General features: G+C 74.3%; 14 protein-coding genes. 7 read left to right on the top strand and 7 right to left on the bottom strand.

Going from position 1 to position 21,858, the window contains the following annotated elements:
- Positions 1-138 precede the first annotated feature (138 nt).
- Positions 139-1,866 carry a DUF2079 domain-containing protein gene (locus BMW99_RS38995; protein WP_079175889.1) on the top strand — a complete coding sequence of 576 codons (1,728 nt, stop codon included), beginning with the start codon at positions 139-141 and terminating at the stop codon, positions 1,864-1,866.
- On the opposite strand, the gene BMW99_RS01575 is transcribed toward BMW99_RS38995, so the two are convergent.
- Positions 1,863-2,840, bottom strand: a complete 978-nt coding sequence (locus BMW99_RS01575; protein ID WP_218108540.1) for a TolB family protein — start codon at positions 2,838-2,840, stop codon at positions 1,863-1,865. The two genes, BMW99_RS38995 and BMW99_RS01575, sit on opposite strands and share 4 nt — an antisense overlap.
- Positions 2,841-2,917: 77 nt before the next feature.
- Positions 2,918-4,012, bottom strand: a complete 1,095-nt coding sequence (locus BMW99_RS01570; protein ID WP_069467359.1) for a glycoside hydrolase family 19 protein — start codon at positions 4,010-4,012, stop codon at positions 2,918-2,920.
- Between the two features lie 228 nt (positions 4,013-4,240).
- On the opposite strand from BMW99_RS01570, the gene BMW99_RS01565 reads away from it, so the two are divergent.
- A complete protein-coding gene (locus tag BMW99_RS01565; protein WP_075016083.1) occupies positions 4,241-5,125 on the top strand; it encodes a hypothetical protein in 885 nt (294 codons plus the stop codon).
- A gap of 141 nt (positions 5,126-5,266) precedes the next feature.
- Here the strand turns inward: BMW99_RS01565 and mfd are convergent, their stop codons facing one another.
- The 3 genes from mfd to BMW99_RS01550 form a co-directional block, all read right to left on the bottom strand.
- Entirely contained in the window at positions 5,267-8,809 is a 3,543-nt protein-coding gene (gene mfd / locus BMW99_RS01560) for a transcription-repair coupling factor (protein WP_075016082.1), read from the bottom strand.
- A gap of 251 nt (positions 8,810-9,060) precedes the next feature.
- Complete coding sequence (locus BMW99_RS01555; RefSeq protein ID WP_069463984.1) at positions 9,061-11,631, bottom strand: ABC transporter permease; 2,571 nt, start codon at positions 11,629-11,631, stop codon at positions 9,061-9,063.
- The gene (locus tag BMW99_RS01550) at positions 11,628-12,416 is read right to left on the bottom strand and encodes an ABC transporter ATP-binding protein (protein WP_075016081.1); all 789 of its coding nucleotides are present in this window, start codon (positions 12,414-12,416) and stop codon (positions 11,628-11,630) included. Before BMW99_RS01550 ends, BMW99_RS01555 begins: the two co-directional genes overlap by 4 nt.
- Positions 12,417-12,801: 385 nt before the next feature.
- Here BMW99_RS01550 and BMW99_RS01545 point away from each other — a divergent pair, with 385 nt between their 5' ends.
- Positions 12,802-14,319, top strand: a complete 1,518-nt coding sequence (locus BMW99_RS01545; RefSeq protein WP_075016080.1) for an MFS transporter — start codon at positions 12,802-12,804, stop codon at positions 14,317-14,319.
- Positions 14,320-14,836: 517 nt separating this feature from the next.
- On the opposite strand, the gene BMW99_RS01540 is transcribed toward BMW99_RS01545, so the two are convergent.
- A complete protein-coding gene (locus BMW99_RS01540) occupies positions 14,837-15,340 on the bottom strand; it encodes an SUKH-3 domain-containing protein (protein ID WP_069467266.1) in 504 nt (167 codons plus the stop codon).
- Entirely contained in the window at positions 15,337-15,846 is a 510-nt protein-coding gene (locus tag BMW99_RS01535; protein ID WP_069467267.1) for a YwqJ-related putative deaminase, read from the bottom strand. The genes BMW99_RS01540 and BMW99_RS01535 overlap by 4 nt, the downstream gene beginning before the upstream one ends.
- A gap of 360 nt (positions 15,847-16,206) precedes the next feature.
- On the opposite strand from BMW99_RS01535, the gene BMW99_RS01530 reads away from it, so the two are divergent.
- The 4 genes from BMW99_RS01530 (at position 16,207) to BMW99_RS01515 (ending at position 21,846) form a co-directional block, all read left to right on the top strand.
- On the top strand, positions 16,207-17,055 hold the full coding sequence (locus tag BMW99_RS01530) for a hypothetical protein (RefSeq protein ID WP_069467268.1): 849 nt from the start codon (positions 16,207-16,209) through the stop codon (positions 17,053-17,055).
- 167 nt (positions 17,056-17,222) lie between these two features.
- A complete protein-coding gene (locus tag BMW99_RS01525; RefSeq protein WP_079139056.1) occupies positions 17,223-17,978 on the top strand; it encodes a sensor domain-containing protein in 756 nt (251 codons plus the stop codon).
- A gap of 99 nt (positions 17,979-18,077) precedes the next feature.
- A complete protein-coding gene (locus tag BMW99_RS01520; protein ID WP_069467270.1) occupies positions 18,078-19,088 on the top strand; it encodes an SMI1/KNR4 family protein in 1,011 nt (336 codons plus the stop codon).
- A 7-nt stretch (positions 19,089-19,095) separates the two neighbouring features.
- Positions 19,096-21,846: an SUKH-4 family immunity protein gene (locus BMW99_RS01515; RefSeq protein ID WP_075016079.1), complete on the top strand. Its 2,751-nt coding sequence runs from the start codon at positions 19,096-19,098 to the stop codon at positions 21,844-21,846.
- Positions 21,847-21,858: the final 12 nt, after the last annotated feature.

The following is a 21,858-nucleotide window of genomic DNA, read 5'->3' as shown; positions in this document are numbered from 1 at the left end:
CGGCCACCGTCCGCGGCGTCCGCGCGGCCGGTTCCTGCCCACGCCGTGACGGCCGGGTCGTCCCACGGGTCCCGCGGGCACGGTGTCGTCCCGTATCTTTTCCGGCAGACCCCGACCCGATGCCACGGGAGGACGACGATGGACAGGGCCGAGGCCGTCATACCGGCGCAGGGCACCAGAACCGCGGAGCGGAGCGCGTCCGCCCGCGTGTCGGAGCCCGGCAGCGCAGGCGCCGAGCGGTCGCCGGCGGGCCGCGGACCACGGGTCCGCCCGCCGGGCGCCCGGCTCGACCCGTACCTGCTGGCGGCCGTGTTCTTCGTGGCGTACCTGCTGCTGTCGGTGACCCGCTACCGGCAGATGCTGACCATGTCCTGGGACCTGGGCATCTTCGAGGAGGCCATCAAGTCCTACGCGCACCTGCACGCGCCCGTCGCCGACCTCAAGGGCCCCGGCTTCAACATCCTCGGTGACCACTTCAGCCCGATCACCGCACTGATCGCGCCGTTCTACCGGGTGTTCCCCACACCCGTCACCCTGCTCGTCGCCCAGGCCGTGCTCTTCGCGCTGTCCGTCGTCCCGGTCACGCGGGGCGCGGCCCATGTGCTGGGCCGCGGGCGGGGGCTGGCGATCGGCACCGCGTACGCGCTGTCGTGGGGCGTGCAGAAGGCGGTGCAGTTCGACTTCCACGAGATCGCGTTCGCGATGCCGCTGCTGGCCTTCTCGCTGGAGGCGGTGCTGCGCAAGAAGTGGGCCGCGGCCCTGTGGTGGGCGGTGCCGCTGGTGCTGGTCAAGGAGGACATGGGCGTCACGGCCGCCGCGATCGGCGCGATCGTGTGGTGGCGCACCCGCCAGGAGTCCGCGCCGCAGCAGGCCGCACCCGGCGCCGACAGCGCCGACCGCGGCGACGCGGACGGCACAGCCGACCGCACGGCGGATGCGGACGGCACCACCGGCCTCGTCAGGAGCGCCGCGGACGGCGAGGGCCACGGCACCGCCGCGGAGCGCACCGGCGAGGCGGACGGCGACGGCGAGGCGGACGACGGCAGCCCGCCGGACGGCGAGGGCGACGCCCGCGACGAGCCGATGTCCGACGGCGAGCGGTACGGACCGTGGGCGATCGGGCTGGCCGCCTTCGGGGTCGCGGCCTCCGCCCTGGCGTTCGGCGTGATCATCCCCGCGTTCAACAAGGCGGGCGGCTACGACTACTGGAACAAGCTCAACGGGCACGGCGCCCCGATGCCCGGCCACATCCCGTTCGGCACGGCGCTGCACACCCTGCTGTGGATACTCCTGCCGACCAGCGGACTGCTCGCGCTGCGCTCGCCGCTGTTCGTGGCCGCGCTGCCGACCCTCGGCTGGCGGTTCATCTCGCACGACGACCACTACTGGGGCATCGACTGGCACTACAGCGCCGTGCTGATGCCGGTGGTCTTCCTGGCGCTGGTCGACGCCGCCGACCGGTCGCGCCGCAGCCGGATGCCGTGGCTGCGCTCGTACGCGTCGGGAGCGCCCGCCGCCGTGGCCGGTGCGGCCCTCGCGCTGACCCTCACCCTGCCGCTGGCCTCGCTGTCGCACGGCGCGACGTACAAGGTCGACGCCCGCACCAAGGCCGTCGAGCAGCTGCTCGGCCAGATCCCCGACGGGGCGACCGTCGAGGCCAACGTCGGCCCGATCAGCCGGCTGGTGCACCGCACCACGGTGTACTGGATCGGTGACACCCCCGGCGTCGTCCCGCAGTACATCGCCATCGACGACACGAACGGCTGGGTGTCCGATCCGGCCGTCTACGCCACCCAGTTGCACCCCGGGACGAAGTACTCCGTGGTCGGCAACGCCGAGGGCTACGTCGTCCTGCGCCGCGACTAGGAGAGCGGCGGCGGCGCGGCGGGGCCCGCGTCCGCCGCGCCGAGCGGGTAGTCGACGTACGCGAAGTGCCGGCTGTCGGGCGCCCAGCTGTTCACGTTGAGGCTGCCCTGGCCGCCGGGGAAGGCCACCAGGTCGCGCGGGGCGCCGCCGTCGGGGTCCATCAGGCGAAGGATCACGTCGCGGTCGGCGGGGTGGCCCTCGGTGCCCGGCGGGAAGCTGAGGTAGAGCAGGTGGCGGCCGTCGGGTGACAGGTGCGGGAACCAGTTGACGCGGTCGTCGCCGGTCAGGCGCGTCAGGCCGGTGCCGTCGGGGCGCATCCGGAAGAGCTGCGCGTGGCCCTCGATCGCCGACTCCAGTTCGGAGTTGAAGTAGATCCAGGCGCCGTCCGGGCTGAACTCGGGCCCGTCGGAGGGGGCCGAGGTGTCGGTGAGGCGGACGTCGGGGCCGCCGGCGGCCGGCAACGTGTAGATGTTGCGGTAGCCCCAGTCGTCGCCGCCGAACGGCTCGACGCCCACGTAGGCCAGCGTGCGCCCGTCGGGCGAGACGCCGTGCAGGAAGTGGCGGAAGGGGTGGGCCTTGCCGTCGCCGGGCGCGGGCGGGTTGGTGACCCGGCGCGGCTCGCCGCCCCCGAACGGCACGGCGTGGATGTGGCCGTCGCCCGCGGACAGGTAGAGGGTGCGGCCGTCGGGCGAGAGCACGTGGTCGTTGTTGGCGTCGGTGATGCCGCCGGTGGCGATGACCTCGGGGCCGGGGCCGCGCCCGGGTGCGGCGTCCGCCGCGATCCGCAGCAGCAGCCCGTCCTGGTTGAAGACCAGCCAGCGGCCGTCCGGCGTCCAGTTGGGCGCTTCCAGGGCACTGCCGGTGGTCTCGTGCACCAGCCGGGCGGGGCCGCCGTCGACGTCGCCGACGAGGAGCCGCGCGCGCTGGCCCGGAGCGAGCGGACGGACGTTGGTTCCCGCTGCGGTGATCGTCACCTGCGCACCCTAACGCGGTCCGGATCCCGCGCGCCCCGCCATGGGGACGGGGCGCGCGGGACCGGCCGCGGGGCCGCTCAGCAGGACAGGTTGCCGCCCGCCGGGACGCCGAGGATCGACGTGATGGACTGGTAGTCGTTGACCCGGTCCTGGACCTCGGCGGGGTTGCCGCCGTTGCACTCGATGCTGCCGTTGATGCTGCGGATCGTCTCCCCGAAGCCGGCGCCGTTGACCATCGCGTTGTGCGGGGTCATGGTGCCGGGGCCGGTCTGGGTGTTCCAGTACCAGAGCCCGGTCTTCCAGGAGACCGCCGCGTCGGTCTGGACGAGGTTGGGGTTGTCCAGCAGGTCGATGCCCAGGGCGTCGCCGGCCGCCTTGTAGTTGAAGTTCCAGCTCAGCTGGATCGGGCCGCGGCCGTAGTAGGCGGCCTGGCCCGCCGGGCAGCCGTAGGACTGGCTCCAGTCGCAGTACGTCGGGTAGTTGGCGGTGTTCTGCTCGACGACGTACACCAGGCCGCCGGTCTCGTGGTCGACGTTGGCGAGGAAGGCCGCGGCCTCCTGCTTCCTGACCGTGTCGCTGCCGGTCGTGGCGAAGCCCGGGTAGGCGCTGAGCGCGGCGGTCAGCCCGCTGTAGGTGTAGAAGGAGTTCCGGTTCGGGAAGATCTGGTCGAACTGCGCCTCGGTAACCACGAATCCGCCGCTGGGCGGCGGGGTGGTGCCGCCGGTGCCGCCGCCGGTGCAGGTGTACGGGCTCCAGTACCAGGTGCTGATCGTCGGGTCGTAGCCCGGGTTGTCGTGCGTGGCGACGTAGAACAGGCCGTTGGTGTACTGCACGATGTCGCCGGCGACGTAGGAGCGTCCCGCGGCCCAGGCCGGGTAGTTGCAGCCGCCCGACCCGCCGGTGGTGCCGCCGGTGCCGCCGGAGGAGCCGTCGCAACCGCCCTGGTCGGCCCAGACGTCGGCGGCGCCGGGCGTCTCGCCCTGCGTCCACCACTTCGCGGACCAGTTGTGGCCGTTGTACGAGGCGGCCATGCCGCCGGTGTACACCGAGGAGGAGTTCCACGGCGCGGCGCAGGTGGCGGCGGAGGCGGTGGAGGCCATCGGCACGAGGACCGCGAGGCCCACGACCGCGACGAGCGCGGCCAGTAGCGCGACGATCCGCTGTCTGGACATGTGACCACTCCTTGCGGGGGGTTGAGTGGGGGGTGCGTGGGGGCGGTGCCCACTCCAGCGCATTGGTATGGACCTGTCAATAGTCCAGACCAATGCGGGCTCCGGTCCCTGAGAGCGCGTTCACCTCGCCCGCGCGGCACAACCTTTGGCGGGCACGGCCGGTCTGAGTTCACGCTCACCTCGCCCGTTGTTCACCTGGCATACGTCCCGAGAGGCCGACCAGAACCGATGCGCATCCGCCGAGCCACCGCCGCCGCGGCCACCGCCGCCGCCCTCGCCCCCGCCCTGCTGCTGGCCGCGGGTCCGGCCCGCGCGGACACCGCGCCAGACCCGTCGGACCCGACCACCCTGCCGTCCTGCGCGGACGTGTCCACGGCCTACGGCGACTACGAGCAGAACAGCCTGCGGGCCGACGTGCAGGGCGTGCCCAAGGTCGTGGTGGCCGGCGACGGCTGGCACGAGGCGACCGGGACCCTGCACAACATCGGCGGCACCACCCTGCCCGTCGTCGTCGCCTTCGGCAGCGCGTGGCGGGAGACCGACGGCGACGGCGACCCGGCACTCGGCCCGTACGCCACCGTCCAGGTGCAGGACGCCGGCGGCGCGTGGACCACGCTGAGCGGTGGCAGCTCCGGCCGCGCCGACGTCCTGCACGACCTGGCACCCGGCGCCACCCGCACCTACCACCTGCGGTTCGAGATCAGCGCGGACGTGCCGAAGCTCGCGCGCGACGGCGAGTTGTCCTTCGAGGGGCTCTTCGCCGACCGCTACACCTACCGCGACACCGGGAAGACGGTGGACTGCGCGGGCGACTCCAGCGGCATGGAGGGCTACGTCATCGAGCAGGCCGGGAGCACCACCTCGCCGACCGCCACGCCGACCGCGTCACCGACGCACAGCCCGACGGCCGCCCCGACCGTCAGCACGACCGGCAGCACGCCGTCGGGGGCCGCCGCACCGTCCGGCACCGCCACCACCTCGGCGCCCGGCCCGCAGCTCGCGGCGACCGGTGCGGACAGCGCGATGCCCGTGCTGGCCGGCCTGGGCGCCGCCGCGGTCGCCGCGGGAGCGGGAGCCGTGGCGCTGGGCCGCGGGCGCCGCGCCCACCGCTGAACCGGGCGGCCGCGACGGCGCACGGTGCCGTCCCCACGCGGCACGAGCCGGGTCCGGCATCCCGGACCCGGCTCGTGCCGCGTGCGTGATCGAGCGCGGCCGTACGTGATCGAGCGCGGCCGCGTGCGACCGTGCGAGGCGTCAGCTGCCGAGCACCGTGGTGAGGAACTCCGCGGTCCACTCCAGCAGTTCGCGACCCACCACCGGCTTGCCCCCGATCCGCGCGGTGGCCGGGCGCGGCACCAGCACCTGGCGGGTCGCGTGCTTGATCACCGAGCGCGGATAGACCCGCTGCAGCCGCAGCTCCTGCGACTCGCGCAACTCCACCGGCCCGAACCGCACGTTGGCGCCCTGCAGGGTGACGTCGCCGACACCGACCCGGCGGGCCAGGATGCGCAGCCCCGCCACGAGCAGCAGGTTCTCCACCGGCTCGGGCAACTTGCCGTAGCGGTCGGTGAGTTCCTCCCGGACCGCGGCGATGTCCTCCTCCGAGGAGGCCGCGGCGATCGAGCGGTACGCCTGCAGCCGCAGCCGCTCGCCCGGCGCGTAGTCGTGGGGGACGTGCGCGTCGACCGGCAGCTCGATCTTCACCTCCAGCAGCGTCTCCTCCGGTTCGCCGCCGGACTCCAGCGCGGAGCGGTAGTCGGCGACGGCCTCGCCGACCATCCGCACGTACAGGTCGAAGCCGACGCCCGCGATGTGCCCGGACTGCTCGCCGCCGAGCAGGTTGCCGGCGCCGCGGATCTCCAGGTCCTTCATCGCCACGTACATGCCCGCGCCCATCTCGGTGTGCTGGGCGATGGTGGCCAGCCGCTCATGCGCGGTCTCGGTCAGCGGTTTCTCCGGCGGGTACAGGAAGTAGGCGTAGCCGCGCTCCCTCGACCGGCCGACGCGACCGCGCAGCTGGTGCAGCTGCGACAGGCCGAAGTTGTCGCCGCGCTCGACGATCAGGGTGTTGGCGTTGGAGATGTCGATGCCGGACTCCACGATCGTGGTGGACACCAGCACGTCGAACTTCTTCTCCCAGAAGTCGACGACGACCTGTTCGAGCTGGGACTCGCCCATCTGCCCGTGGGCGGTGGCGATCCGCGCCTCGGGCACGATGTCGCGCAGCCGCGCCGCCGCCCGGTCGATCGACTCGACCCGGTTGTGGATGTAGAAGACCTGCCCCTCGCGCAGCAGTTCGCGGCGGATCGCCGCGCCGATCTGCTTCTCCTCGTAGGGTCCGACGAACGTCAGCACCGGGTGCCGCTCCTCGGGCGGCGTGGTGATCGTCGACATCTCGCGGATGCCGGTGACCGCCATCTCCAGGGTGCGCGGGATGGGCGTCGCGGACATGGTGAGCACGTCGACGTTCGCCCGCAGCTTCTTCAGCTGCTCCTTGTGCTCCACGCCGAAGCGCTGCTCCTCGTCGACGATGACCAGGCCCAGGTCCTTGAACTTCGTCTCGGACGAGAACAGCCGGTGGGTGCCGATGACGACGTCGACCGAGCCGTCGCGCAGGCCCTCCAGGACCGCCCTGGCCTCGGTGTCGCTCTGGAACCGGGACAGCGCCCGCACGTTGACCGGGAACTGCGCGTAGCGCTCGGAGAACGTGCCGAAGTGCTGCTGCACCAGCAGCGTGGTCGGCACCAGCACCGCCACCTGCTTGCCGTCCTGGACGGCCTTGAACGCGGCACGCACCGCGATCTCGGTCTTGCCGTAGCCGACGTCGCCGCAGATCAGCCGGTCCATGGGGACGGACTTCTCCATGTCCTCCTTGACCTCGGCGATGGTGGTGAGCTGGTCGGGCGTCTCCGCGTACGGGAAGGCGTCCTCCAGTTCACGCTGCCACGGGGTGTCGGGGCCGAAGGTGTGGCCGGGCGCCGCCATCCGCGCGGAGTACAGGCGGATCAGGTCGCCGGCGATCTCCTTGACGGCCTTCTTCGCGCGCGCCTTCGTCTTCGTCCAGTCCGCGCCGCCCAGCCGGTGCAGCGACGGCGCCTCCCCGCCCACGTACTTGGTGACCTGCTCCAGCTGGTCCGTGGGCACGAACAGCCGGTCGCCGGGCTGGCCGCGCTTGGCCGGCGCGTACTCCACCACCAGGTACTCGCGGGTGGCGCCCTGCACGGTGCGCTGGACCATCTCCACGTAGCGGCCCACGCCGTGCTGCTCGTGGACGATGTAGTCGCCGCCGGCCAGGGTGAGCGGGTCGATGGTCTTGCGGCGCCGCGACGGCATGCGGCCCATGTCCTTGGTGGACGACTTCTGGCCCGACAGGTCGGTCTCGGTGAGCACCGCCAGGCGCTGCGCCGGGTCGACGAAGCCGTGCTCGATCGAACCGGTCGCGACGTGCACCACCGACGGCGCAAGGTCCGCCAGGTCCACGTCGAGGCGGGCCGCGATGCCCTCGCCGCCGAGCACCTCGACCAGGCGCGCGGCCGGGCCCTGGCCCTCGGTGACGAACACCGTGCGCCAGCCGTCGGCCAGCCAGCCCTTGGTGTCGGCGAGCGCGCGGGCGGTGTCGCCGCGGTACAGCTCGGGGGCGCGCATGCCCAGGCGCAGCGTGTCGCCGTCGTCCGTCGCGCCCTCCTCGTCGGCCGCGAACGGGCTCACCGACCACCACAGGGTGCCCAGCTCCCGGGCGTGCTCGCGGACGTCGGCGATCGACCACAGGGAGGCCGCGCCCAGGTCGATCGGCGCCTCGCCGCCCCCCGCCGACGCGGCCCAGGACGCCTCCAGGAACTCCCGCGACGTCGCCACCAGGTCCGCGGCCCGGGTGCGGACCCGCTCCGGGTCGCACACCACGGCCATCGCGCCGGCCGGCAGCACGTCCAGCAGCAGCTCCATGTCGTCGACGAGGACCGGCGCGAGGGACTCCATGCCCTCGACCGCGATGCCCTCGGCGATCTTGTCGAGCAGCTCGTGCAGCTCGGGGTGGCGCTCGGCGAGCTCCGCCGCGCGCCGCCGCACGTCGCCGGTCAGCAGCAGCTCGCGGCACGGCGGCGCCCACAGGCCGTGCTCGGCGACCTCCAGGGACCGCTGGTCGGCGACCTTGAAGTAGCGGATCTCCTCGACGTCGTCGCCCCAGAACTCCACCCGCAGCGGGTGCTCCTCGGTCGGCGGGAAGACGTCGAGGATGCCGCCGCGGACCGCGAACTCGCCGCGCTTCTCGACCAGTTCGACGCGGGAGTAGGCCGCGGCGGCCAGCCCGTCGACGATCGCGCCGAGATCGGCGGTCTGCCCGCTGCGCAGCGCCACGGGTTCGAGGTCGCCGAGTCCCTTGACCTGCGGCTGCAGCACCGAGCGGATCGGCGCGACGACGACCTGCACCGGGCCGGCCGCGGGGTCGTCGGTGCTCGGGTGGGCGAGCCGGCGCAGCACCGCGAGGCGGCGGCCGACGGTGTCGCTGCGCGGGGACAGCCGCTCGTGCGGCAGCGTCTCCCACGCGGGGTACTCCACGACGCCGTCCGGCGGCAGCAGGGTGCGCAGGGCCGCGGCCAGGTCCTCGGCCTCGCGTCCGGTCGCGGTGACCGCGAGGACGGTCCGGCCCGCGCGGGCCGCGAGCGCGGCGACGGCCAGCGGGCGGGCGGCGGGCGGGCCCACCAGGTCGACCTGCGGACGGCTGCCGGAGGTGGCGGCGGCCACGGCTTCCGCGAGGGCGGCGTCCTCGGTGACGACGCCGACCAGAGCGTTCAGACTCATTTCCGTCCCAGGGGGGTGTGGGGGCAACGCGAACCGCCCGACACGTGTCACGGGCCGGGGGTGCGTCCAGCGTACGACGCCGCGGCGCCCGGCGGGCGCGTCCCGTCCCGCCGGGCCGCGGGACCGGCCCCGAAGGGCCGCGGCGGACGCGCCGGCGGCCCCGGGGCGCGAGGTGCGCTCCGGGGCCGCCGGGGAGGGGTACGGACGGTACGGGCGTGGCCCTTACCGCGGACGAGCCGCCGGTCAGTCCGTCAGTCCGTCGCGATGGCGTTCAGCACGTTCATCCGGCCCGCCCGGAAGGCGGGGAGGAGCGCGGCCAGCAGGCCGACGACCGCGGACCCGATGAAGACCACGATGATCGTGCCCCACGGGATCTGCAGGATGCCCAGACCCTGCGAGGCCAGCACCCGCTGCCCGGTCGCGCCCCAGCCGAGGCCCAGGCCCACGCCCACCAGCGCGCCGAACAGGGCGATGACCACGGACTCCAGCCGGATCATCCGCCGCATCTGGCGGCGCGAGGTGCCGATCGCCCGCATCAGGCCGATCTCCCGGGTGCGCTCGACCACCGACAGGGCCAGCGTGTTCACCACGCCCAGCACCGCCACGATGATCGCCAGCAGCAGCAGCACGTAGATCATGTAGAGCAGCTGGTTGACCTGCTTGTGAATGAGGTTCTTGTAGTCGGCCTGGTCGCGGACGTCGATCTCCGGGTAGTTCTTCACCGCCGCCTTGAGCGAGGCGTAGGCGGCGTCCTGCTTGCCGCTCACGGCCTTGCCGAAGAGCATGAAGTCGGCCGGCATCTTGTCCGCGGGCAGGTAGCTGCGGGCGGTGGCGATGTTGGTGAACATCGAGCCGTGCTCGATCGTCGTGTCGTCGCTGGTGATCGCGGCGACCTTCAGGCTGGCGGGGCGGCCGCCGGTCATCACGACCTTCAGCTGATCGCCGACCTGCACGCCGTTGGTCTTGGCCCAGCCCTCCGGCACGGACATGGCGTTCGTGCCGTACGCGTCGGACAGCCTGCCCGCGGTGGTGTCCAGCCGCAGGTCGTCGGCGTAGCTCGGGTCCGCGGCGCTCAGGTCGCCGTTGATCACCTTGCCCTTGGGCGTGGTGATCGCCGCGTTGACGACGGTGTAGTCGGTGAACCGCTCGACGTCGTGGGCCTGCTTGAGCGCGGCCTTCTCGGCCGGCGTGATCGGCTGGTTGCCGTTGCCGCCGCTGGTGATGATGAAGTCCGCGCCGACCGACTTGTCGAGCTGGTCGTCGGCGGAGGCCACCATCGAGGAGCCGACCACCGACAGGCCGGCGACCAGGGCCAGGCCGATCATCAGCGCGGAGGCGGTGGCTCCGGTGCGGCGCGGGTTGCGCAGCGCGTTGCGCTCGGCGAGCCGGCCCATGGGGCCGAAGAACCGCAGCAGCACGGCGCTGACCCCGCGGACCACGACGCCGGCCAGCAGCGGGCCGACCACCACGAAGCCGATCAGCGAGCAGAGCACGCCCAGGCCCAGCAGGCTGCCGCCCGCCGACGCCTTGCTGGCCTGGCCCGCGGCGATCAGGGCGAACGCGCCGATCGCGCAGATCAGGACGCCGAGCGCGGCCCGGACCCGGCCCGCTCTGCCGTCGGCCGGCGTGCCGGCGTCGCGCAGCGCGGCCATCGGGGAGATCTTCCCGGCCCGGCGGGCGGGGATGTACGCGGCGAGGACGGTGACGACCACGCCGAGCACCAGGCCGATGATCGGGGTGGCGGGCTTGATCGTCAGCTCGGAGGTGTCGAGCTTCATGCCGGCCTTGCCCATGAGGTTCATCAGGCCGATGGCGATGCCGATGCCGCCGCCGATGCCCAGCAGCGAGCCGGTGACGCCGAGCAGCACCGCCTCGATCAGCACCGACCGGTTGACCTGCCCGCGGCTGGAGCCGAGGGCGCGCATCAGCCCGATCTCGCGGGTCCGCTGGGCGACCAGCATCGAGAAGGTGTTGACGATCAGGAAGATGCCGACCAGGACGGAGATGCCGGCGAAGCCGAGCATCGCGTACTTCATGAAGTTCAGGAAGCCACCGACGTCGTCCTTGTCCTTCTTCTTCGTCTCGGCCGCGGTGTCGATCGTGTAGCCGCTGCCGACGGCCGCCTTGACGTTGGCCTTCAGCTGGTCGTCGGTGACGCCCTTGGCCGCGGTGAGGCCGAAGCCCGTGTAGGCGTCGGTCCGGCCGAGCAGCTTGGACTGGGCGGTGGCGGTGTCGACGTAGACGACGGCCGCGCCCGGGTTGGTGGTCTTGAAGGTGACGATGCCGGAGATGGTGAGGCGGAAGTCGCCGGGCGCCGCGATGACGCGCAGCGTGTCGCCGATCCTCAGGTGGTGCTTGCTCGCCGTGTCGGCGTCCAGCACCGCGTCGGTGGCGGCCTGCGGCAGGTGGCCGGAGGACAGCTCGACGGCGCGGCTCTCGGTCGGGTCCCAGTTGCTGACGATCGTCGGCGCGCCGGAGGACGGGCTGATCTTGTCGTTCTTCGCGTCGGCGACCGTGACGTCGGTGCTCGTCACGTCCGGGTCGGACTTCGCGACGCCGCTGACGTGCGCCAGCCGGTCCTGCAGCGAGGCGGGCACGGTGTCGGGCATGCCGGTCTTCTGCTCGTGGTCGACCTTCTTCGCCGAGACGGTGACGTCGGAGGCGGTGGAGCCGAAGAGCTTGTCGAAAGTGGCCGTCATGGTGTCGGTGAGCACCAGGGTGCCGCACACGAAGGCGACCGAGAGCAGCACCGCGATCGCGGAGAGCGCCATTCTGCCCTTGTGCGCGAAGAAGCTGCGCACCGAGGTCTTGAGGACGGTCACGACGTCCTCCCGCGACCGTCGAACGACTTCATGCGCTCCAGCACGGAGTCGGCGGTGGGGTTGGCCATCTCGTCCACGATCTGGCCGTCGGCCAGGTACAGGACGCGGTCGGCGTAGGAGGCGGCGACCGGGTCGTGGGTGACCATCACGATGGTCTGGCCCAGCTCGTCGACCGAGCGCCGCAGGAAGCCGAGGACCTCCGCGCCCGCCCGGGAGTCCAGGTTGCCGGTCGGCTCGTCACCGAAGATGATCTCCGGCCGGGCGGCCAGCGCGCGGGCCACGGCCACCCGCTGCTGCTGCCCGCCGGACAGCTGGTTGGGGCGGTGCTTGAGCCGGCCGCCGAGGCCGACGGTCTCCACCACGCGGTCCATCCAGTCGCGGTCGACCCTGCGGCCGGCGATGTCCATCGGCAGCGTGATGTTCTCCGCCGCGTTCAGCGTCGGCAGCAGGTTGAACGACTGGAAGATGAAGCCGATCTTGTCCCGCCGCAGCTGGGTCAGCTTCTTGTCCTTCAGCCCGGTGATCTCGGTGTCGCCGATCCAGATGCGGCCCTCGGAGACGGTGTCGAGGCCCGCCAGGCAGTGCATCAGCGTGGACTTGCCGGAGCCCGAGGGGCCCATGATCGCGGTGAAGCGGCCGCGGGCGATGTCGACGTCGACGGCGTCGAGCGCGACGACGCGGGTCTCGCCGGTGCCGTACGCCTTGGTCACCGCGCGGCCTGCAGCGGCGACGGCCGAACGTTCTCCGCTGCCCCCAGCCGTGGGAATCGTCGTGGCCGTTGTCACTGGTCTCTCCTGAGGTACGGGGACGGGAAGGGTGAGGGTGGAGCGTGGTGCGAGCCGTACGTTCCGGCGTACGCACCAGACTGCTGGAGAAGGACGCCCGCCACGATGGGGCGGGTCTCCGTTCCCGGGGTGGGGCTAGCCCCACCCCGTCGCCGGAGCGGGGCTTCCCAGCCCGCTCTCTGACAGTAGGGACCGCATAAGCCCGGATCGTCATCCGGCAGCAGGAACCGTGGGCCGACCCAAGTAGGTGCCTCCCCCTAGGGGGACTGCTCCTCAGGTCCCATACGGCCTCAGGGTCGTCTCCACCCGGCGGGGCCGCCGGACACCGCTCCGTGAAAAGGTGTCGTGTACACGAATGCGGGCAGGGCGGGGCAGGGGAGCGGTGATGACCGGTCGGACGCAGGGCGCGACGGGCACGTCGGACGCGCGGGCGGTGCGCGGCGACGGCCGCCCGGCCCGCAGGGGCCCGGTCGTCGCGGCCCTGATGCTCGCGATGGCGCTGGCCGCGATGGACTCCACCATCATCTCCACCGCGGTGCCGCAGATCGTCGGCGACCTCGGCGGCTTCTCCCTCTTCTCGTGGCTGTTCTCCGGCTACCTGCTCGCGGTGACGGTGACGCTGCCGGTGTACGGCAAGCTCGCCGACACCTTCGGGCGCAAGCCGGTGCTGCTGGTCGGCATCGCCGCGTTCCTCGTCGGGTCGCTGCTGTGCGCGGGCGCCTGGAACATGGCCAGCCTGATCGCCTTCCGGGTGGTCCAGGGTCTGGGCGGCGGCGCGATCCAGGGCACGGTGCAGACCGTCGCGGCGGACCTGTACCCGCTCAAGGAGCGCGGGCGGATCCAGGCGGCGCTGTCCTCGGTGTGGGCGACGGCCGCGGTCACCGGGCCGCTGCTCGGCGGCTTCCTCGCCGGGTACGCGGACTGGCGCTGGATCTTCCTGGTGAACGTGCCGATCGGGGCGGCGGCCCTGCTGCTGATCGTGCGGCACCTGGCCGAGCGACGGGAGCGGCCGGCCGTCCGGCCCACCATCGACTGGGCGGGCGCGGCCGGGCTGTTCGTGTCCGGCGGGCTGCTGCTGTTCGCCCTGGTGCAGGGCGGGGTCGCGTGGCCGTGGCTGTCGTGGCCGACGCTGGCCCTGCTGGTGGCGAGCGGGGCCGCGGGCTGCGCGACCGCGCTGGTCGAACGGCGGGCCGCCGAGCCGGTGATCCCGGGGTGGGTGTGGCGGCGCCGCCCGATCGTCGCGGTCAACCTGGCCCTGGGCGCGCTCGGTGTGCTGATGGTCGCGCCGACCGTGTTCCTGCCGACGTACGCGCAGACCGTGCTGGGGCTCGGCCCGATCGCCGCCGGGTTCGTGCTGTCCACGATGACGCTGAGCTGGCCGGTGTCCGCGGCGCTGTCGCCGCGCCTCTACCTGCGGGTCGGCTTCCGCAACTCCGCGCTGATCGGCATGAGTTGCGCGACGCTGGTGCTGGCCGCGTTCCCGCTGCTGCCGTTCGCCGGGCCCGCGTGGCAGCCGGCGGCGCTCATGCTGCTGCTCGGCATGGCGCTCGGCGTCTTCCAGCTCCCGCTGATCGTGGGCGTGCAGTCGTCCGTCGGCTACGCCCAGCGCGGCACCGCCACCTCGTCCATCCTCTTCTGCCGGCAGTTCGGGCAGAGCGTGGGCGCCGCGCTGTTCGGGGCGGTGGCCAACGCGACACTGGCCCACCACGGCGACGGCGTCTCCTTCAGCGGCCTCCACGGCGCCGCAGGCGCCGCCCCCGCCATGCCCGAACCCCTCCGCCACGCCGTCTCCGCGGCCGTCACCCACGTCTTCGAGGGCGCCGCCCTCGCCGCGGCCGCCGCCGTGGCCGTCCTCGCCCTCGTCGCCCCCCGCGTCTTCCCCCTCACCACCGACCCCGGCTGACCGCGCCGGGCCGCGGGGCGCGGCCCGGACGAGGGCCGGGACCGGGGCGCGCGGCCGGACGCGGGCCGGAGGCCGCCCGGCCGCGGGGAGCGCCGGGCGCGGGCCGGGACCCGGCCGAGTGCCGATCGCGGTCCGCGGGGGATCGGGCCGGCCGAAGGCCGTACCGCGCCGGGGTCGCGGACCGCGGGCGGGCGCGCACCGACGCGGGCACCGGGACCCGGGCGCGCGAGGACCCGGACGAGTGCCGATCCCGGTCCGCGGTGTGGGCCACCCGACCGCTTGCCGCGCACGGGGTGCGCCGCCGGCCCTGGACGAGCGGCCGCACCACGCCCCACCCGCACGGAGTGCACCGCCGAACCCGCACTGAGTGCGGCGCCGAACCCAGGCGCGCGGCCGCACCACGCCCCACCCGCACGGAGTGCACCGCCGAACCCGGGCGCGCGGCGCCGTACCCGCACGAGTGCACCGCCGGACCGCGGAGGCGGCCGCGGCCGGGAACGCGGCGCGGGGCCGCTCCTCAGGAGAGGGTGAGGCGAGGGGGCTGGAGGCCGGTGGTGAGGGTGGTCAGGGCGTGGTCGACGTCCTGACCGACGTACCAGTCGCCGGTGTGGTCGACGGCGTAGACGCGGCCCTCCTCGTCGACCGCGAGGACCGCGCCGGACGCGGGCTCCTCGCCGAGGGGGCTGATCCCCGTCTCCAGGGCGCGCCCCAGGTCGCCGAGCGTGCGGGCCATGTGCAGCCCGCGCATCGGGTCGACGAGGACGGCCGCGGGCGCCACCTGCCGCGCGGGTCCGGCCGCGGCGGGCACGGTCAGACCGCCGAACTCCGCCCAGGCCTCGACCGCCGCGGGGAACACGGCGTGCCGGTGACCACCGGGCGAGACGTGCGCGCGCAGCGCGTCCGCCCACCGCTCGGCCTGCATGATGTCCCAGCGTCCCGGCCGCCAGCCCGCGGCGCGCAGCGCCGCGTCCACGCCGGCCGGGAAGCGGGTCGCGGCGCCGGCCGCGCCGCCGGGGTTCACGCGCCCTCCGCGGCCGGGTCCACCGCCCGCACGCCGAAGTGCGCGAGCAGCGGCGTGCAGGAGCGGCACGGCGGCACGTACGTGCCGTGTGAGGGGTCGCCGTCCTCGCGTATCCGCCGCACGGTCAGCTTCGCGCCCCGCAGCGCCTTGCGCGCCTCGCTCGGGGTGAGCGGCTTGCGCGAGGCCCGCTTGCCGCGTCCCGCCTCGACGGAGGTGAGGTGGCGGGAGATCAGCACGGCCTCCGGGCAGCGTCCGGTGAACCGTTCCCTCTGCGCGGCCGGAAGGGCGTCGAGGAAGTCCCGGACGATGGGGTGCAGCACGGGGGGCTGCTCCCCCTTCGCGCCGGTGCAGGACTGCACTTCGTCGCGGATGGACAGCGCCGCGGCGACCGCGGGCAGGATGCCGTCCCGGCGGTGGCGCAGCACGGGCGGGCCGACGGGATCGTGCGCGGCACTCCAGGTCAGCCTCGGATCGGCGGTCCCCGCCGCCGCAAGGTGCGTCGTCATCTCGTGCGTTCTTCCCTCCTGCGCCCGCAAGTGCGGGCAATCCCCCGTGCGCATCAGAGTGCCAAATCAGCCGTCTTCTGGGAAAGCAAACCGCCGTGCGGCGCGCCTGTTGTGTGGTCCATGTCACCGCCCTGTGACGTTCCGTCGGCCGCGGGGACACGCCGCGTGCACGGAACGGACGCCGAACCGGACGGCCGCACACGCCCTGCCGGGCCGCCCGTCGCGGCACCACAGGGCGCGCACAGCGCACCCACAAGCTGCGGTGACGCCATGGACGGCGCGAACGGGCGACGGGAGGATCGGAGTTCGGCCCCGCACCCGCGGATCCCCCCACCGCCGAACCCGAGGGAACGTGACCCCATGCGCAAGTACCTGACGGCCGCGGCAGCGGCGCTGCCCGCGCTGCTGCTGCTCACCGCCTGCTCCTCCGGCTCCACCCACGCCGACGGCACCGACCGCACCGACGGCACCCCGAGCGCCTCCCCCACGGTGCTCTCCACGCTCGCCGGCCACGCGCCGCTCACCGCACAGCAGTTGGCGAAGGCCCTGGTGACCGATGCCGATCTGCCCGGCTGGGTGATCGAGCAGTCCTCGTCGTCCGACGGCGTGCAGACCACCGCGCCCGAGGAGTTCAACCCCGACGACCTGTCCGCGCAGGGCGACTCCGGCGGCCAGGCGGTACTCACCGCCGACCGGCCGGACTGCCAGCCGCTCGCGGACATCGCCAGCACCAAGCCGGCGATCCACCGGATGGCCTCGGTGGGCGCCGAGTTCGCGCCGAAACCGGCCACGGACTCCTCCACGGCGCCTGGTTCCTCCGGCCAGGGCGCCTCCGTCGTGCCGGCGACCGTCAACCAGATGCTGGTCGCCAGCCACGCGCCGGGCGACGCCCAGAAGGTGATCGCCGCGGTGCGGTCGGCCCTGACGAGCTGCACCGGATTCACCGCGACCGGCGGCGACGGGACGCGGACACCCTTCTCCATCGCCCGCGGCCCGGCGGTCGCGGTCGGCGACGCGTCGGTGTCCTACGTGATGACCGACACCTCCGACAAGAAGACGGGCGCCGCGCTGGTGACGGTCGTCCGCACCGGGGACACCGTCACCTCCTATCTGTCGACGCGGTCGGCGGGCGGGGCGGGCGCCGTGCCGCTGGCGGTGGTCCGCGCCCAGGACCGGAAGCTGCGGGCGGCCCTGGCCACGGGCCGCTGACCGCGGACCCGAAGCCGTACCCGTTCTGTGAGCAGGGCCACACGAGGCGGGGCGCGCCCGGTGCCGTAGAGTCGCGCGGCAGCGGGCCGTCCGCCCGCCAGGCCCGTGCCCGGACGCGCGAGGCCCCCCGGCCGCCGGGGCCGAGTCGACACTTGGGGAACGAATCGATGCGGATACGTGCACGCAGTCGCCTACTCGCCGGTAGTGGCCGCACGGCCGCCGTGGCCGCCGCCCTGCTGCCGGCACTCGCCCTGACCGCGGCCTGCGGCGGCGGGGGCGGGAAGAGCGGCGCGAGCGACACGGGCACCCCGCAGAACGTCAGGGCGTCCGGCGCGGTCTCCACGGTCAACCTGACCCAGGCGCTGCTCACGTCCAAGGACGTCTCCGACGTCCAGGTGCTGCCGGCCGGCAGCAAGGAGCAACTGCTCGGCCCCCGGCAGCTGACCGACGCGCCCGCGTGCCAGCCGGTCGCCGACCAGTGGAGCAGCCAGCCCGCCCACCCCCGGCAGGTCTACGCGGGCGCGATGGTCACCGACACCGCCGCCCAGGACAAGAAGGCCAAGACCATCAGCCTGAGCGTCGTCGCGTCGTACAAGGCCGGCGAGGCGAAGGCCGTGCTCGACGACCTGACCGCCGCGCTGAAGACCTGCACCAGCTACAACACCACCCGCAACGGCACCGCGACGACGTTCACCGTGCACGCCGTGGCGCCCGGCGGCGGCTACGGCGACCAGCAGGTCGCCTACACCATCGGCGACAAGGCGAAGGGCACCGCGGGCCAGGTGCTGGTCACCGTCATCCGGGTCGGCGACACCACCGCCGCGTACGAGACGCTGCGCACCGACCACACGCCCGCCACGCTGCGCGCCGCGATCCCGCAGAAGCAGGTCGCCAAGCTCCGGGAAGCCGCCAAACCGAACTGACCGCGCGCTCGCTCCCGGGGCCGGGACCGGGGAGGTCAGGAACCTTGCCCCACCCCCTAGGCTGTCGTCAACAGCCAGACGCAGCAGGGGGCAACCGCCATGACGACAGGCCGGCAAGGGCTGGGAGCACCTCCCGGGCCCGGAGCGGCGGACCACTCCGCGCCACCCAACGCGGCCTACTCCGCACAGGTCGTGCACTTCCCCGACCCCGTCCGCGCGGCCAAGTACCCGCAGGGCGTGTGGATCGACGCCAACGGCTTCCCCGACTTCGCGCCGTACGCGCGCGCCGCCGCGGAGATCGCCGAGCCCCCCGAGGGCTTCGGCGTCGACGAACTGCGCCTGACGGACTACGTGTCGGCGAACGCCGCCCTGCAGGCGGCCGGTCACGAACTGTGGGGGAACCTGCCGAGCGTGGCCACCCCGCACGGCTGGACCTGGCACCACGTGTACGGCAGCCGCCGCCTGGAGCTGGTCCCGGTCGAGATCAAGGCGCTGCTGCGGCACCACGGCGGCCTGGCCGCGTCGACCGCCGACCACGGCAAGCGCGGCACCCGCCCGCTGCAGGAGACCCGTCCCGTGCACTTCGGGCTGCCGAAGGCCGCGGTGGCGGTGAGCGAACAGCGGATACGCGACGTCGAGGAGGAGCTGGGCTACCGGCTCCCCGGCGGCTACCGCACGTTCCTCAAGGCGGCCGGCGGCTGCGCGCCCAAGGGCGTCGCGCTGGACGCCGAGTTGGGGCTGCTGCTCGACCAGCCGTTCTTCACGGTGCGCGAGGAGGCGGCGGTCAACGACCTCGTCTACGTCAACAAGTGCCTGCGCGACCATCTGACGAAGGACTACCTGGCGGTCGGGTACGTGCAGGGCGGCGTGCTCGCCGTGAAGGTCAAGGGCGAGCGGAACGGCTCGGTCTGGTTCTGCGCCTACGACGACGTCCGCGACGACGACCGCTGGCCCGGTCCGGCCGAGCGCGTCGCCGCACTGCTGCTGCCCTGCGGCGACTCGTTCGACGAGTTCCTGCTGCGGCTCGCGGGCAACCCGCCGGAGCTGGAGACGGTGGCGAACCTGATGGTGGACGGCGGCTTCGCCGTCGCCGTCCCGGTGGAGGGGTGAGGGCGCGATGGTGACCTTCGCGGAGGCGCAGGAGCGCGCGGAGCGCTGGATCAACGGCGACGTCGCGTCGTACCAGGGCCGCGAGATCCGGGTGCGCGAGTTCGACCTGGGCTTCGTGGTGTGGTCCGAGACGCGGGAGGGCGGGCCGATCACCGACGACGGCCTGGTCCGCGTCGTCATCGCCCGCGACAGCGGGGAGGCCACGCTGTGGCCCGCGCTGCCGATCGGCGAGCTGATCCGCCGCTACGAGGAGGAGTACGGCGCCGTGCCGGAGGACAGCGCGCCGGAACCGCCGCAGCGTATCGACCTGGAGGCCACGTCCTTCCTGCTGAGCCCGCCGCAGTGGCTGCAGGACGCGGCGGACCGGATGGGGATCCCCGACCGGCGCAAGGACGCCCCGGGCGCTGCTCCCTCTCCGGGCCCGGACGCCCCCGTGGCGGTCGACACGCCGTCCGGTGGCGTCGACTACCGCCGCCACAGCGGGACTTCGGCACCCGCGGCCCCGGCCGCCGCCGAGTCCCCCGACCCGGCTGCCGCACCTGCCGGTGCGTCGTCGGGCGGCATCGACTACCGCCGCCGCACGGAGACTCCCGCGCCGGCGGCGCCCGCGGCCTCCGAGGCGCCCGACCCGGCGCCCGCGCCGGCCGGTCCGCCGTCCGGTGGCGTCGACTACCGCAGGCGGACCGACCGTTCGGGGGCGGCCGCCGCTTCCCCGGGCGACGGCGGCGGATGGGCCGGGAAGACGGTCAGCGACTCCGGTGAGGGCCAGTCCGTCGCGGTGCCGGCGACCGTGTTCGCGCCGCCGGTCAGGGAGCCGGACCAGCGGCCCGACGTGCCGCAGGGCGCGTCCGAGGCCCGCACCGAATTGATGCCCGGCGGCAGTTCGCTGCCGAGGACGAGGATCGCCCCGGCGGCCGACCAGCCCCCCGCCGCGCCGCGGCCCGGCGTCCCGCACACCATGGGCGGCTCTCCGTACCCGCCGCCGGCCGGCGGCTCCGTGCCGCTGCCGCCGCCGGGCGCCGGACCCGTCCCGCCTCCGCCGCCGGCCGGTGCCGCGGACATCGCCGACCTGGAGACCGCGAAGGCCGGCGGCATGGTGCCGCCGCCTCCCGGGGTTCCTCAGTGGGGCCGGGGCGCGGGCACTCCGCCGCCTCCGCCGCCCGGCGGGGAAGCGCAGTGGGGCCGGGGCGCGGGCACTCCGCCGCCTCCGCCGCCCGGCGGGGAAGCGCAGTGGGGCCGGGGCGCGGGCACTCCGCCGCCTCCGCCGCCGGCTCCCGGCCAGGACAACCCGGCGTACGCCGCGACCATGCTGGCCGCCCCCGGTCAGGGCGGCACTCCGCCGCCCGGAGGCGACCCGCACTACGCCGCCACCATGCTCGCCGGACCCGGCGCGGGTGGTCCGCCGCCGCCTCCCCCGCCGCCGGCTCCCGGCGTCGGCACGCCCCCGCCGCCTCCCGGCGTCGGCACGCCGCCGCCCGGACCGGCCGACCCGCACTACGCCGCGACCATGCTGGCCACGCCTGGCACGCCTCCGCCCGGACCCGGCGCGGGTGGTCCGCCGCCGCCTCCCCCGGCACCGGGCGCGGGCACTCCCCCGCCTCCGCCGCCGGTCCCCGGCGCGGGGACGCCCCCGCCGCCTCCGGGTTCAGGTGACCCGCACTACGCCGCCACCATGCTCGCGTCCCCCGGCGGGCCGCCGCCCGGGCCCGGTGCGGGCGCGCCGCCCCCGCCGCCCGCCCCGGCGTACGGCTACCCGCAGAGCGCCGCCGTGCCGACCGTCGGCCCCGGCTACATGGCCGTGCTCCGCTACCGCGGGCAGGACGGCAGCGAGCAGCAGCTGATCCGGCGTTCGGCGCCGGGCACCCCGCATCCGGAGTGGCAGATCCTGCACGAGCTGCGGTCGATGAACATCCGGCCCGAGCAGGTGCTCGAACTGCACACCGAGCTGGAGTCCTGCGACCTGCCGGGCGGCTACTGCGCGCGGATGGTCCGCGAGACGTGGCCGCAGGTGCGGATCAGCCACACCGCGCCGTACGGCCGGGACCACGCGGGCCGCCGGCAGGGCGTGCAGCATCTGCTGACGCACCAGGGCGAGCTGCACCAGGTGGCGGGCGCGCCCGCCCGCCCCCAGCCGCTGCGCGTCCCGATGCCGGACGCGCACACCGTGGTGCGGGTGCCGCCGGTCGGTCTGGACGTGATCGGCCAGGAGCTGGCCGGGGCGTTCGGCCCGCAGGCCGTGTTCCGCTTCGACCAGCGCGCGGTCTCGCGGGCCGGCGTGCCGGACATCGTCGCGCAGACGCTGATGTGGGCCGGGCTGCCGGTCGACTTCGGGCCGTTCTTCTGGGCGCAGGCCCAGCCGGGCCAGCCCGTGCCGACGCTGGCCGAACTGGCCGCGCAGCGCGGGGTGCAGGCGGCGGCCGACGCCGGCTCGTACCTCGTGATGGGCAACGACTTCGGGCGCCAGCTGTGCGTGCAGTACGGCACCGCGCACATCGTGGCGCTGCCGCTGGAGGCCGGGCCCGGCGGAACGCCCGCGCTGGCGCCGCAGTTCGTCAACTCCAGCCTGCCGGAGTTCACCCGCTGCCTCGCGCTGCTGGGCCGGATGTGGCGGCTGCGGCTGGGGCTGACGCCGGAGCAGGCCGGCCGCTGGACGGTCGACTTCCAGGCGCAGCTGGCCGCGCAGGACCCGGCGGCCATCGCGTCGCCGGACAACTGGTGGTCGGTGCTCATCGAGCAGATGTGGGACGGGCTGCTGTAACCGCCGCGCGCA

The organism is Actinacidiphila rubida (assembly GCF_900110255.1).
Taxonomy (GTDB): domain Bacteria; phylum Actinomycetota; class Actinomycetes; order Streptomycetales; family Streptomycetaceae; genus Actinacidiphila; species Actinacidiphila rubida.
Note: the sequence above shows the minus strand (reverse complement) of the source record. Positions and strands in the feature narration are given on the sequence as shown.